The organism is Micromonospora sp. NPDC047548 (assembly GCF_040642975.1).
Lineage (GTDB): Bacteria > Actinomycetota > Actinomycetes > Mycobacteriales > Micromonosporaceae > Micromonospora.
In genome coordinates, this window is sequence record NZ_JBEYTI010000014.1 from 86024 (window position 1) to 99694 (window position 13671).

General features: G+C 69.7%; 12 protein-coding genes. 7 read left to right on the top strand and 5 right to left on the bottom strand.

Translation table 11 applies throughout. The annotated features are described in order from the left end of the window. Window positions 1-30: 30 nt before the first annotated feature. Window positions 31-1572, bottom strand: a complete 1542-nt coding sequence (locus tag ABZ807_RS17025; protein ID WP_357158115.1) for a DUF4082 domain-containing protein — start codon at window positions 1570-1572, stop codon at window positions 31-33. Between the two features lie 714 nt (window positions 1573-2286). Here ABZ807_RS17025 and ABZ807_RS17030 point away from each other — a divergent pair. The 4 genes from ABZ807_RS17030 to ABZ807_RS17045 are packed head-to-tail and all read left to right on the top strand — an operon-like array spanning window position 2287 to window position 6684. Then, on the top strand, window positions 2287-3486 hold the full coding sequence (locus tag ABZ807_RS17030; RefSeq protein WP_357158118.1) for a nucleotide sugar dehydrogenase: 1200 nt from the start codon (window positions 2287-2289) through the stop codon (window positions 3484-3486). An 8-nt stretch (window positions 3487-3494) separates the two neighbouring features. Continuing rightward, window positions 3495-4265, top strand: a complete 771-nt coding sequence (locus tag ABZ807_RS17035) for a glycosyltransferase family 2 protein (RefSeq protein ID WP_357158121.1) — start codon at window positions 3495-3497, stop codon at window positions 4263-4265. Between the two features lie 8 nt (window positions 4266-4273). After that, window positions 4274-5299 (top strand): NAD-dependent epimerase/dehydratase family protein, encoded by a 1026-nt coding sequence (locus tag ABZ807_RS17040; protein WP_357158124.1) that lies wholly within the window; start codon window positions 4274-4276, stop codon window positions 5297-5299. Further along, the gene (locus ABZ807_RS17045) at window positions 5263-6684 is read left to right on the top strand and encodes a hypothetical protein (RefSeq protein ID WP_357158127.1); all 1422 of its coding nucleotides are present in this window, start codon (window positions 5263-5265) and stop codon (window positions 6682-6684) included. The genes ABZ807_RS17040 and ABZ807_RS17045 overlap by 37 nt, the downstream gene beginning before the upstream one ends. 32 nt (window positions 6685-6716) lie before the next feature. Here the strand turns inward: ABZ807_RS17045 and tnpB are convergent, their stop codons facing one another. The 4 genes from tnpB to ABZ807_RS17065 all read right to left on the bottom strand — a co-directional run bounded on the left by tnpB (window position 6717) and on the right by ABZ807_RS17065 (window position 10185). Continuing rightward, window positions 6717-8096 (bottom strand): IS607 family element RNA-guided endonuclease TnpB, encoded by a 1380-nt coding sequence (gene tnpB / locus ABZ807_RS17050; RefSeq protein ID WP_357158130.1) that lies wholly within the window; start codon window positions 8094-8096, stop codon window positions 6717-6719. Then, the gene (locus tag ABZ807_RS17055; protein WP_357158133.1) at window positions 8093-8671 is read right to left on the bottom strand and encodes an IS607 family transposase; all 579 of its coding nucleotides are present in this window, start codon (window positions 8669-8671) and stop codon (window positions 8093-8095) included. The genes tnpB and ABZ807_RS17055 overlap by 4 nt, the downstream gene beginning before the upstream one ends. 63 nt (window positions 8672-8734) lie before the next feature. Next, window positions 8735-9562, bottom strand: a complete 828-nt coding sequence (locus ABZ807_RS17060) for a PIG-L deacetylase family protein (protein WP_357158137.1) — start codon at window positions 9560-9562, stop codon at window positions 8735-8737. A gap of 5 nt (window positions 9563-9567) precedes the next feature. Next, window positions 9568-10185, bottom strand: a complete 618-nt coding sequence (locus tag ABZ807_RS17065; RefSeq protein ID WP_357158140.1) for an acyltransferase — start codon at window positions 10183-10185, stop codon at window positions 9568-9570. Between the two features lie 310 nt (window positions 10186-10495). Between ABZ807_RS17065 and ABZ807_RS17070 the strand changes: the two genes are divergently transcribed. Genes ABZ807_RS17070 through ABZ807_RS17080 form a run of 3 tightly spaced genes read left to right on the top strand, consistent with a single transcriptional unit; the run spans window position 10496 to window position 13667 of the window. Continuing rightward, a complete protein-coding gene (locus ABZ807_RS17070; RefSeq protein WP_357158143.1) occupies window positions 10496-11569 on the top strand; it encodes a Gfo/Idh/MocA family oxidoreductase in 1074 nt (357 codons plus the stop codon). Then, window positions 11566-12531 (top strand): NAD-dependent epimerase/dehydratase family protein, encoded by a 966-nt coding sequence (locus tag ABZ807_RS17075; protein ID WP_357158147.1) that lies wholly within the window; start codon window positions 11566-11568, stop codon window positions 12529-12531. The genes ABZ807_RS17070 and ABZ807_RS17075 overlap by 4 nt, the downstream gene beginning before the upstream one ends. Beyond that, entirely contained in the window at window positions 12528-13667 is a 1140-nt protein-coding gene (locus ABZ807_RS17080) for a DegT/DnrJ/EryC1/StrS family aminotransferase (RefSeq protein ID WP_357158150.1), read from the top strand. Before ABZ807_RS17075 ends, ABZ807_RS17080 begins: the two co-directional genes overlap by 4 nt. Window positions 13668-13671: the final 4 nt, after the last annotated feature.

Here is a 13671-nt window from a genome sequence, read left to right on the forward strand (position 1 = left end):
GTGCCACATCACCCTGTCGTCGCCGACGCGTCAGGATGTGACGACCCCCGATCCGTCCTGCCATGCGTTCCCCCGCCAGACATTCCCGGGGTTCTGCTCGTACGAAGCGACGGGACCGTAGCCGCCGCATCTGGGGTTGAACTTCTTTCCGAAGCGGTTGTCGAGGTAACGGATGTTGATCCCGTGCGGGTACGGCTTCCCGTTGAGCGAACCGGCGTACGTGCAGTAGCCGCCGTCGGTGTTGAACAGATTGTTCTGCACGAGCGCGCCGTTGATCTGCGAGTCGTCGCCGTAGAACGACAGCGCGGCGGAACAGCCGTAGTTGTTGCTGTTGCACTGCAAATTGTTGTGCACGATCGTGTAGTTGTCTCCACCATGGGCGCCGACGGCCGTCTGGTGCGCGCCCTCGCTGTAGACGAAGTCGTGGATGTAGGAATCTCTGATCGTGACGTTGCTGCCCATGTTCACGCCGCGCCCGGTGCTGTGGATATCGCACCGGGTGCAACTGTAGTTGCTGTTGCCGATCGCCGACTGGTTGAAGTCCGGCTCGCGCCCGCCGTCGACCTCCACATCCACCAGGGTGAGACCGCGTAGGTTCCCGTCGGTGGCTGCCGGGTCGATCCGCCCTTCGACGCGGGATCGTTTGATCGTGACGTTGTCGGCCGCGATGCTGACGCCGTCCGTGAAGAGGCAGCTGTCGTACGTCGTGTTCGGCCGCGTCATCCGGGCAGGACAGTTTTCCGTGTGCAATTTCACGCCGGTGTGCTGCCAACCGGTGCAGCTCGCGTCCGGGAAGGCGGGGAAGGCTGGGCAGCCGGAGCCGTCGGGAGCCGGCGGGGACGATGTGGCGCTGCGAGTGGGGCTCGGGGTCGGCCTGGCCGTCGGGGGGCGAGTAGCGGTCGCGGTCGGGGATGCCGACGTGGCCGTGGGCTGCGGGGTCGGAGAACCGGGGTGAGTGGTCGTACGGGAGGTGAAGACCACGTCGACCCAGTAGTTGGTGGCCCGGTCACCCTGGTTCGGGAATCCGCCGGCGCCGTAGGCGTACACGCCGTTCGTGCCGGCGACACCGTCGGCGGGGGCGTGCAACGGGCCACGGTCGCGGCCAGCGCGGAAGTAGTTGTCGTCGGCCGAGTAGTGCCCCACGTCCGTGTGGTACGACACGACGTACAGGACGTTGGCCTTGATGCCTACCGGCTTGGAGAGGGCCACGTACTGCCATCCGGAGGCCGTCTCATTCGTGAACTCGGCGGTGGCCAACCTGGTGCCGGTCATGGTCCAGAGGCTGCCGGTGTGCACCCCGGTGTTGGTCGCCGACTTGTAGAACCGCACACCCAGCACGGTGCCGTCTTGGTCGGATTTGAACTTGACGCCCAACTCCACGCTTCGCCGGTCCGGGTCGGTCACGGTTGTCGGGGCCGCCGAACCACTCCACAGTGAATATGTTTCGGGGCGATCGAGCAGGGGATCGCCACCGCGAATGCTGGCGAGTGTCGCGTTGGCAAGCGCTGTTCCGGCGACCGCGACGAGGCCGGCGACGCCCAGCACAATGACGGATCTCAACTGATCACGCATCCGTTACCCCTTCTGGCGAAGCCGTGGCTGATCCGCTGGTCGCCAGAGCCGCACTGCTAATTTGATCATGACTGGTCAGTCCTGCCAGACCAAGTGGTCTGCCACGCGCGCCAGGGCAACTAAATCATGAACTGAGCTTCTGGCGGCTGATATCGGAGAGTAGACTCTTCTGATCGTGCCCAAGGATGGTTGGGCGGCCAGTCGAGGCGGGCGTGTCGCTGCTCCAGATAGGACAAAGCCTTCCGTAGGACGACAGTCAGCCACGAGGACCGCACCCGCCTGTCCGTCCTGAGAGGGTCCTGACCAAGGGCACCGCTCCCCCGCGCGGCGCCACCACCATCGTGCACGCCGTCCTCATGCACCCCCGATGAATGGGCTCAATGAGTCACCGGGTCGTCGATCACGACGGCATCTTCGGGGTGCATTCGAATCGCCTCGACGGGGGCTTTGTGCGGAGGAGGAGCGTAAGACTCAACCGGCTTTTTCGAGCCCGGTCCGGCAGGAACCCCGGGCCCGTCAGGAGATCGGCGGCGAACGGTATCGGTAGTTCGGGCAGCCGATCTCAGCCACCTGTCGCTGGCCCCTGTCACGTTCTGGACAGACGGGCTTGTGGCCCTGCGGGGATCAATAGCATTTGGCCGTCGCTAGGCCGGGCACCAGGCTCCCGCCGCGGTCGGACAGTCCACGGGTCGACGCACTGTGAGGGGTACGCCTGTGCGCGAGAACGAGTTTTCGCGGGACGTGGTCATCATCGGCGGTTGCGGCAGGGTCGGGCTCCCCTTGGGGATAGCACTCGCCTCACGCGGCCTGATGGTGACCCTCTACGACATCAACAACGCGGCCGTGACCACAGTCAACAATGGTGTCATGCCCTTCGCCGAGGAGGGTGCCGAGGCGCTGCTGGCCGAGGTGGTCGCGGCCGGCAGACTCAGCGCGACGACCGATCCGGCGAGCGTGGGTACGGCGGAGAACCTGGTCGTGGTGGTGGGCACCCCGGTCGACGAGCACCTCAACCCCGACCTGGGTGCCGTGCCGCGGGCCCTTGAACGCTGCGCCGAGCACCTCGTTTCCGGCCAGCTGATCATCCTGCGCAGCACGGTGTATCCCGGAGTCACCGGGCTCACCGAAAAGCTGCTGCGCGACAAGGGCATCGAGGTGGATGTCGCGTTCTGCCCCGAGCGCATCGCGGAGGGCAAGGCGCTGACGGAACTGTTCGACCTGCCACAGATTGTGGCGGCGCGTAGCCCGGGCGTGAGCCAGCGGGCGGAGAAGTTCTTCCGCAACCTCACCGACCAGATCGTGCCGCTCGCGCCCGAAGAGGCCGAGCTGGCGAAGCTGTTCACCAACACCTGGCGCTACATCAAGTTCGCCACCGCCAACCAGTTCTGGATGATGGCCAACGAGTTCGGTTTGGACTACGCGCGAATCCGCCACGCCATCACGTTCGACTACCCGCGGGCCGCCGACGTACCGATGCCGGGCTTCGCCGCCGGGCCGTGCCTGCTGAAGGACACCATGCAGCTGGCAGCCTTCAACAAGAACAACTTCGTGCTCGGCCACGCCGCGATGCTCATCAACGAGGGGTTGCCGCTCTATCTGGTCTCCCGGCTCGAAGAGCGCTTCGACCTGACGAACACCACGATCGGGTTGCTCGGCATGGCGTTCAAGGCCGGCAGCGACGATCCGCGCGAGAGCCTGGCGTACAAGCTCCGGAAGATCCTCACGTTGAAGGCCAGGTCGGTCTTGTGCACCGACCCGTACGTGGTCGACAGCCGGCTCAGCCCGCTCGCCGATGTGCTGGCGGCCGCCGACGTCCTGGTCATCGCCGCGCCGCACGTCGACTACGCCCGACTCGACACCGATCGCCCCTTGATCGACATGTGGGGCGTCACGGGGCAGGCGGTGCTGGTGTGAGGCCCCGGGTGTCGGTCGTCATCCCGGTGTACAACGAGGGCGCGGCCATCATGCCCTGCATGGAGCGGCTCCTGCGCGACGTGCTGCTGCCCAGCGAGATCCTGCTCGTGCACGACACGCCCGACGACTCCACCGTGCCGTACGCGGAGAAGATCGCCGTCGGCGATTCACGGGTACGAGCCGTCCTCAACACGTACGGGCGTGGGCCGGCCAACGCCATCCGCTTCGGCATCGACGCCGCCCAGGCTCCCGTCACGGTGGTGACGATGGCCGACGGATGCGACGACCCTCGGCAGATCGACGAGCTGGCCCGGCTCGTCGAACGGGGAGTGGTGGTGGCCGCCGCGTCGCGGTACATGCCCGGCGGGCAGCAGGTCGGCGGCCCGCGCCTCAAGCGGGTGATGTCCCGCTGGGCGGGGCGCAGCCTCTACCTGTTCACGCGCGTCGGTACCCGCGACGCGACCAACAGCTTCAAGGCGTACGACACGGAATTCGTCCGGTCGGTCGGCATCGAGTCGCGCGCCGGCTTCGAGATCGGCCTGGAGCTGACCGCCAAGGCCAGCAGGATCCGCCGCCCGGTCGCCGAGATCCCCACCATCTGGCTCGACCGGCAGCTCGGCGAGTCGCATTTCGACCTGGGCCGGTTCCTCCCCAGCTACCTGCGCTGGTACCGCTTCGCATACGGTCGCCGGCTGACCATGGAGCAACTCGTCGGCCGGCGGCAGCGGCACGAGACGACCCCGTCCATCGACACCCCCACCCTCGAACCGATCCGCTAGGAGCAATCGTGTCAAAAGTTCTGGTCACCGGTTCGGCCGGCTTCATCGGCGGCTACGTCGTCGAGGAGCTGCTGTCGCGCGGCCACGAGGTCGTGGGGGTCGACAACTTCTCCAAGTACGGTCCGGTGTCGCATTCCTATGACGCCCACCCGCGATACCGCTTCATGGAAGGGGACGCCCGCGACGTCGACCTGCTCGGCGAGCTGCTGGCCGACTGCGACCAGTTCATCGCGGGTGCGGCAATGATCGGAGGCATCTCCTACTTCCACGCCTACGCGTACGACCTGTTGGCCACGAACGAGCGGATCATGGCCGCGTCGTGCGACGCCGCGATCCGGGCGCACCGGAAGGGCCGACTGCGGAAGGTGACATACCTGTCCTCGTCGATGGTGTTCGAGTCCACCGATCACTGGCCGTCCAGGGAAGGCGACGAGCGGCGCATTCCGCCACCACTGTCCTCGTACGGATTCCAGAAGCTGGCGGTGGAGTACTACGCCCGCGCGGCGTGGGACCAGTACCGGTTGCCGTACACCATCGTGCGTCCGTTCAACTGCGTCGGCGTGGGTGAGGGCCGGGCGCTCGGCGAGGCCGAGGTGCTCTCCGGCAACGTGAAGTTGGCCATGTCGCATGTGGTGCCCGACCTGGTGCAAAAGATCGTCAAGGGACAGGACCCACTGCACATCCTGGGCGACGGCGGGCAGGTCCGCCACTACACCTATGGCGGTGACCTGGCGCGAGGCATCGTGGTCGCGATGGAGCACGAGGCGGCGCGCAACGAGGACTTCAACCTCTCCACGGCGGAGTCGACGACGGTGCTCAAGCTGGCTGACGTGATCTGGCGCAAGATCAAGGGCCCGCAGACGCCGTTCCGGTACGTCTCCGACGACCCGTTCGAGTACGACGTGCAGAAGCGCGTCCCCGACGTCACGAAGGCGCGGGAGGTGCTCGGGTTCGAGGCGACGACGACTCTGGACGAGATGCTCGACGAGGTGATCCCGTGGGTGACGCGGGCGGTCGAGGAGGGGCGGCTCTGACCGCCACGGGTCCGGCCGCCACCGACGCGCCGGGGGCGGCCACTGCCCGCCGTCCGCTCTCGGCCCGGCTCCCGGCGCTGATCCAGGCGCTGTTCGCCGTCCGGCCGACCCGCCGCCCCAGCTGGCGCGCGGTCGCCGTCGGCGTCGGGGCCGTTGCGTTGGGCACCGCCGTCGGCCTGCTACGTCAGCCCGGCGTGGGTGCCCTCGACACGATGTGGGCGGAGGACGGGCAGGTCTTCTTCAGCGAGGCGGTGCGGCAGGGTCCACTGTCCGCACTCACGACGTCGTACGCCGGCTACTACCACGCGGTGCCGCGGCTGCTCGCCGGCGTCGCCGCGCTCGTGCCGGCCGAGGCCGCCTCCGCCGTCCTCGCCGTGGAGGCGGCGCTGTGCACCGCCCTGGTCGCGCTGCTGGTGTACACCGCCTCCGGCGCCCACCTCGCCTCGACGTTGTCCCGCCTGCTGGTCTCGGTGATCGTCGTGGTCGTGCCGGTCGCGCAGGACGACACACTCAACTCGATCGCCAACCTGCACTGGTATGGCCTCTACGCGCTGTTCTGGGTGCTGATCTGGGCGCCGGCCGGGCGCGCCGGCCGATTCGTCGCGGCGGCGGTCGTCCTGCTCGTCTCCGCGAGCGACATTCTCTCCGTGGTGTTCCTGCCGCTCGCCCTGCTGCGGGCCTTACGTCGCCCCGACGCTGAACGGCGCGAGCCGCACGCCATGCTGCTCGCTGCGGCGCTCGCGGTCGGCCTGGCCGTCCAGTTCGCCGGTCTGCTCATCGGGTCGAGCTCGCGCGCCCTCGCCCCCGACCCGCTGCGCGCCGCCTCCGGGTACCTGCTGCGTGCGGTGCCCGCGCCGCTGATCGGCGAGCGCTGGCTGGGGCAAGAGATCACCGCCCGGTCCCTCGTGCTGGCCGCACTCGCGTGGCTGGTCGTCGCCGCGGCGGTGCTGCTCGCGTACGCCCGCGTCGTACGGCCCGGGTGGGCGCTGGCGTTGGTGGCGGCGCTGCACAGCGCGGCGCTCTACGTGCTTCCGGTCCTGCTCTCCGGCGTCGCCACCCCGCGTTACGCGGTAGCGCCGGCGATGCTGCTGGTGACCGCGCTGGTGGCCCTGGTGCAACCCCGCCCGGCCGGGGCGGCGGTCGGCGCCATGCGGCGTTCCACTACCGCCCCGTTGTACGTTCTGGCCGCGCTGCTGGCCGTGGTCGCGGCCGTCAACCTGCGGGTGGACAACCGCCGCGCGGACGGGCCGGGCTGGAGCGCCGAGCTGGAACGGGCGGCGGCCAGTTGCAGCGAGGGTGCGACGGCTCGGGTGCCTGTGGCGCCTCGGGGAGACCGGCCGTGGCTCGTCGAGATACCGTGCACTCACCTGCCCCGCAGATCCTGACGCCTCAGCCCAGGAGCGGTCGCCGTTACCTTTCAGTGCGCTCTAGTGAGCACATGATCAGCAGTCCCGCCTTGCGGTGGGACGGTCCCGGTCTGACCGGCGGGTGCCGTGCCGGGTTGACGTTTCACAGCCACCAGCCCGCCGGGGCGGGTCTTACGGTCGGCTCCACGTCCTGCCACCGGGCCACTCCCGGCGGTGTCGAACTGCGCCGCCAGGGCGGCCAGATTCGCTGCGGCGTTGCGGTCGCGGTCCATGACCAGACCGCACGCCTCGCAGTGATACTCACGCTCGGACAGGGACAGCTTGGCTTTCGCCGCGCCACAACCCGAGCAGGTCTTCGAGGACGGGTACCAGCGGTCGGCCACCAGCAGACGGCCGCCGTTCCATCCGGTCTTGTACGCCAGGTGGCGGCGGATCTCCGCGAATCCGGCGTCAGCGATGTGCTTCGCGACACGCCGGTTGGCGAGCATCCCGGTGACGTTGAGGTCTTCGACCACGATCGTGCCGTGCTCGCGAGTCAGCCGCGTGGTGAGTTTGTGCAGACCATCACGGCGCAGGTTCGCCACCCGGGCGTGTGCCCGGCCGAGCCGGTTCGCGGCGCGTTGCCACCGGTGCGACGCGCGGCGGCCGGTGCGCCGGTCCGGGCCCTGCTTGCGGGTCAGCGCCCGGTCGAGGTGCCGCATCCGTTGCTGGGCGGCGACGAGGTGGCGCGGGTTGTCCACCAGCTCACCGGTCGACAGCACCGCGAGGTGCTTGATGCCGACGTCCACGCCGACCACACTGCCCGGTCGGGCCGGGGTACGGTCGGCGCGGTGCACTTCGACGCAGAACGCGACGTGCCAGCGACCACCGTCACGGCGCACGGTGGCGGACATGATCCGAGCGGTGCCGTTGTCCAGGCGGCGGGCGAGCTTGCGGGCCGACTCGTGCAGCTTCAACCGGCCCAGCCGGGGCAGCACCACGTGCATGCGGTCGGACTCGACCCGGATCGTGCCGGTGGTGAACCGCACCGATGCGGTGGTGCGGCGGCGGGACTTGAACCGGGGGAACCCGACCGGCCGACCAGCCCGTTTGCTGATGCGGGAGTCCGACCAGTTCTTCAGGGCGCGGGCGAGGGCGTCGAGGCCGGTGTTGAACGCCTCCTTCGAGCACTCCCGCCACCACGGCGCCACGTCGGCTTTGGCGACGTTCCACGCCTTGCGCAGCGACGCCAGGGTCCACGAGATCGACTCGGTGAGCTGGTCGTCCGGCACGCCGTAGGTGCGCTCGGCGGCCCGCTGGTCCATGACCGCCTTCACCCAGGCCAACGCCCAGTTGTGGGCTACACGAGCCGCCCCGGCGTGAGCGAGAACCGCACGCTCCTGGACTGGGGTGAGGTCCAGGGCGAACCGGTACGCCTGGATCGTCTTCACGCCGGGCCCTCTGTGGCGGCCTCGACGGCGCGGCGGGCGCGGTTCGCGGCGGCGCGGCGGCCGTACAGGCGGGCGCACAACGACGTCAGGATCTCGGTGACGTCGCCCACCAGGTCGTCGTCCACCTCGGCCGGGTCGACCACCAGCAGGCGGCGGCCCTGCGCGGCGAGAACGGCCTCGACGTACTCGGCGCCGAAACGCGCGAACCGGTCGCGGTGCTCAACCACGATGGTCGACACGGCAGGGTCGCGCAGCAGGGCGAGGAACTTCTCACGGTGCCCGTTGAGCGCCGACCCGACCTCGGTCACCACCCGAGACACGGCCAGACACTGGCCGGTGGCCCACATGGTGACACGGGCGACCTGCCGGTCCAGGTCCGGTCTCTGGTCAGCCGAGGAAACGCAGGCGTAGACCACGACTTGCCCAGAACCTGCCGTCGCGCCTGTCACCGGCTCGCCGACCATGATGAGCCGGCCAAGCCGGTACGAAGGAACGGGCAGCGTCCCGGCCTCGTAGCGCCGACGTGCGGTCGCATACGAGACGCCTGTCGCCGCCGCCCACTCCTTCAAGTTCACGCCGCCACTCTAGCGGACTTATGAGCACTATTGGCAATCGACACGCGAGCAGCTGTCACCCTCTCACCCTGCGTCTGGGAAGCAGACGGCGGGGCGTACGGCAGCAGCCGGCGCGGGTGCGGCCCACGGCAGGAAGAGTTCGGCGCGGTCGGCTGCCGCATCGAGCAGCGGCGGCGGCAGGCTGGCCCACTCCTCGTCGGCGGGCACCCCGACCGGCCGGCTCAGTTGTGAGGAGTGCGCGCGCAGCGCGTGCAGCTTGCCGGCAAGGTGAGCGCCCGCCCGCACCTTGACGACCCGCCGACGCGCAATGGTGCTCGCCGCCTGGAAGGTGGATCCGAGACGATCGCCGCGCCGCAGTGGCCAGGATCCCCAGAGCCAGACCGGGTACTCGAGCAGGCGCGGGGCGCCGTACGTGGTGGACACCGCCCGACGTGCCGCGCGGCCCAGCGCCGAGTGGTCGGGGTGCGGCTCGACGGCGGACGTGGTGTAGACCTCGTCGGGCCGCAGTTCGAGGAGCAGTCCTTCCAGATAGGAGACGAGCTCTTCCTCGCGGTCGCTCAGCGTGCCGTCGACGAAGCCGCCCCATCGCACGGAGCCGGGCGCCAGACCCAACCTGGCTGCCGCCTCGGTCATTTCGGCCTTCCGCAGGACCGCCAGGTCGTCCGGCGTCAGGTGGGCGCTGCGGTGGGAATTCCTACCGTCGGTCACCAGGGCGACGGTGACAGGAGTGCCCGCCGCGACCTTGCGGAGGATCGTGGCGCCGCAGCCGAGCGTCTCGTCATCGGGATGCGGTGCGAGCACGAGTGCGCTACGCCCCGCCGAGGTGACGGTCTCGTCGCGGGCCACCCACCGCATGCCGGCGCGGACGCCCCGCCGGATTCTGCCCAGCATCGCCGTCACCGTTCCGACAGGAGACTGTCGGTCTCAAGGTATTCCACGCCAGTGCGGGGGCAGACGAAGACGCCCTCGCCCTTGGCGGTGAGCGGCTCGCCGGCGCGGCCGACCCAGCCGACGCGCCGCGCCGGCACGCCGACGACCAGGGCGAAGTCCGGCACATCCCGGGTCACCACCGCCCCGGCGGCGACGAGCGCCCAGCGGCCGACGCGCACCGGCGCGACGCATACCGCGCGAGCACCGATAGCCGCCCCCTCGCCCACCTGCACACCCACGGCGGTCCAGTCGTCGCCACCCTTGAGCCGGCCCTCTGGGGTGACCGCCCGCGGGTACTCGTCGTTGGTGAGGACGGCCGCCGGGCCGACGAAGGCCCCGTCGCCCAGCCGCGCCGGCTCGTATATCAGGGCATAGTTCTGCAGCTTGACGTTGTCGCCGAGGCGGACGCCCGGCCCGACGTACGCCCCCCGCCCGATGGTGCAGTCGGACCCCACCACCGCGTCCTCGCGCACCTGCGCGAGGTGCCAGATCCGCGTGCCCGGGCCCACCGTCGCGCGGGGGTCGACGTCGGCGCTCGCCGCTACCCGGCTCTGCCCGCGCGCCTCGTCCGCAGCGTCCGCCATGTCGGCTTCCTCTCCACAGGGGAACCGCGCCAGGCTACCCGTCGCCGCCGTACGCCGGTGTCGGCAAGCCGACGGGCGTGCGGAGGGGTGGCCGTCCGGTCCCGGCGGTTGTCCGAACAGCCCGGAGCCGCTGGTCGCGGTGCAATATATCCGTCACTGCGCTGGCGGCCTCAGGTCGAGCGACCGTTAACTTGCCGAGGCGGATCAGCTCGGGGTGGCCCCGGGCCGAGCAGCCAGGCGTCGCACGTCTCACCCGTAGCACGACAGCGCGCCGTCCCGACCGCACCCTGCCGAGCCGAAACGGATATCCGTGATTCCACCGCTTGCGACGGCCGAGGAGCCGATCGGTGTCGCCGTGATCGGCGCCGGCTACTGGGGCCCGAATCTCGTCCGCAACTTTCAAGGTTCGACGTCGTTCCGCCTACGCTGGCTGTGCGACCTCGACCTGCACCGGGCGCGCAGCGTGCTCGGCGCCTACTCCACGGTGGAGGCCACCGACAGCCTGGATGCCGTGCTGTCCGACGACCGGGTCCAGGCGGTCGCGCTCGCCACGCCGGCCGGCACCCACCTGCCGGTGACGCTGGCCGCGCTGCGCGCGGGCAAGCACGTGCTGGTGGAGAAGCCGCTGGCGGCCACGCACGAGGAAGGCCGGCAGCTGGTCGACGAAGCCGACCGGCGTGGCCTGACGTTGATGTGCGACCACACCTACTGCTACACGCCGGCGGTTCTGCGCATTCGTGAGTTGCTGCACTCGGGTGAGCTGGGTGAGCTGCACTACCTCGACTCCGTACGCATCAACCTCGGCCTGGTGCAGCGCGACATCGACGTCATCTGGGACCTCGCGCCACACGACCTGTCGATCCTCGACTTCGTCCTGCCGGAAGGCGTCACTCCGGTGGCGGTGGCCGCGCAGGGCGCCGACGGGATCGGCGCCGGCCGCAGTTGCATCGCCTACCTCACGCTCCGACTCAACACCGGCGCGATCGCGCACGTCCACGTCAACTGGCTCTCCCCGGTGAAGATCCGCACCACCATCATCGGCGGGTCGAAGCGAACGCTGGTCTGGGACGACCTCAATCCCAGCCAGCGGCTGGCGATCTTCGATCGGGGCGTGGACGTGGCATCACCGCACGAGCTGGACGTCGAGGAGCGCCGTGACATGTTGGTGTCGTACCGCTCCGGGGACATGGTCGCGCCGGCGCTGACCGAGCGGGAGGCGCTGCGCACCATGGTCGAAGAGTTCGGCCGGGCGATCCGAACGGGCACGCCGGCGCTGACCGACGGCCGGTCCGGGCTGCGCGTACTGAGCATCCTTGAGGCCGCGTCGCGGAGCCTCGCCAAGGGCGGAGAGATGATCAAGTTGAACGGGGGACCCAACGGGTGAGCGCGGTAGAGATCGAAGGCTCACGCTGCCTCGTCACCGGCGGCGCCGGCACGATCGGTTCGCACGTCGTCGACGAACTGGTCCGCGGTGGCGCGACGCAGGTCGTCGTCCTCGACAACCTCGTACGCGGCCGGCGCGACAACCTCCAATGGGCCGTGCAGCACGGCCCGGTGCGCCTGGTGGAAGGCGACATCCGCGACACGGACCTGGTCCACCAGGTCACTCGCGGCAAGGATCTGGTGTTCCACCTCGCCGCGATCCGCATCACCCAGTGCGCCGAGGAACCACGGTTGGCCAACGAGGTGCTCGTCGACGGCACGTTCAACGTGCTGGAGGCCGCCGCGGCGGCCAATGTGCGGAAGGTCGTCGCCTCGTCGTCGGCGTCGGTCTACGGCCTCGCCGACGAGTTCCCCACGGCCGAGCGGCACCACCCCTACAACAACGACACCTTCTACGGCGCCGCCAAGGCGTTCAACGAAGGCATGCTGCGCAGCTTCCACAGCATGTACGGCCTGGACTACGTCGCGCTGCGCTACTTCAACGTCTACGGCCCCCGCATGGACACCCACGGTGTCTATACCGAGGTGCTCATCCGCTGGATGGAACGCATCGAGTCCGGAATCGCGCCGCTGATTCTCGGCGACGGCCTGCAGACGATGGACTTCGTGCAGGTGGCCGATATCGCCCGTGCCAACATCATGGCGGCCGAGGCCGATGTGACCGACGAGGTGTTCAACGTGGCCAGCGGCACCGAGACCAGCCTGAGAGAGCTGGCCTGGGCACTCAGCGCGGTGATGAAGTCCGACCTGCCGCCGGAGCACGGGCCCGCCCGGGCCGTGAACGGGGTGACGCGGCGGTTGGCCGACACCTCCACCGCCGCCGAGCGGATCGGCTTCCGGGCCGAGGTCGGGCTTTCCGAAGGACTGCAGGGGCTGGTGGAGTGGTGGCGGGGTCAACGGTGAGCGAGCGTCGTATTCCCGTGATGATCCCGCAGCTCGGCGAGGAGGAGGCGCGGGCGGCGGCCGACGCGGTGCTGTCCGGCTGGGTGGCGCAGGGGCCCCGGGTCGCGCGGTTCGAAGGCGAGTTCGCCGCGACGGTGGGCGCGGAGCATGGCGTCGCCGTCAGCTCCTGCACCACCGCCCTGCACCTCGCGCTGCTGGTGCTCGACGTCGGGCCCGGCGACGAGGTGATCGTCCCGTCGCTGTCGTTCATCGCCACCGCCAACGCGGTCCGCTACGTTGGCGCGACCCCGGTCTTCGCCGACGTGGACCTGGCCACCGGCAACCTGACGGTCGACACCGTCGACGCGGTGCGTACGGCGCGCACCCGGGCGGTCATCGCCGTGCACCAGGGCGGGGTGCCGGTCGACGTGGCCGCGCTGCGCGCCGCCACGGATGCGTGGGGCGTCGCCCTGGTCGAGGACGCCGCCTGCGCTGCCGGCACCACCGCATACGGCCGGCCCGTCGGTGCGGGCGCGACCATAGCCGCCTGGTCCTTCCACCCACGCAAGGTGATCACGACCGGCGAGGGTGGGATGCTGACCACGGACAACCCGGACTGGGCCAGCCGGCTGCGCCGTCTCCGCGAGCACGGCATGAACGTCTCCGCCGCAGATCGGCATGCCAGTGCCCAGCCGGTCCTCGAGTCATATCTGGAGACCGCCTACAACTACCGGATGACCGATATCCAGGCGGCAGTGGGCCTGGTCCAGCTCGGCCGGCTGGCGGGGCTGGTCGCGCAGCGCCGCGAGCTGGCGGGCCGCTACCACCAGCTGCTGTCCGGCATCGACGGTCTCGTGCCGGTGCGGGATCCCGCGTACGGGCAGACCAACTACCAGTCGTTCTGGGTGCTGTTGACGCCGAAGTTCGGCGCGGGGCGCGACGACGTGCTCGCCGAACTCGCGGCCGCCGGGGTGTCGGCACGCCGAGGCATCATGGCGGCGCACCTCGAGCCGGCGTACGCCGACCTGACGACGACTCCCCTCCCGGTGACGGAACAGCTGACCCGCGAGTCGCTGATCCTCCCGCTCCACCACGCACTTACCGAGGACGACCAGGACCACATCGTCGCCGTGCTTCGTAAGGCGGGAAGGAAGTAAGGGT

Bases quoted from the DNA above. Each gene is read 5' to 3' on its own strand.
- ABZ807_RS17025 (WP_357158115.1), bottom strand. From the start codon at position 1,572: ATGCGTGATCAGTTGAGATCCGTCATTGTGCTGGGCGTCGCCGGCCTC.
- ABZ807_RS17065 (WP_357158140.1), bottom strand. From the start codon at position 10,185: ATGGCGGACGCTGCGGACGAGGCGCGCGGGCAGAGCCGGGTAGCGGCG.
- ABZ807_RS17060 (WP_357158137.1), bottom strand. From the start codon at position 9,562: ATGCTGGGCAGAATCCGGCGGGGCGTCCGCGCCGGCATGCGGTGGGTG.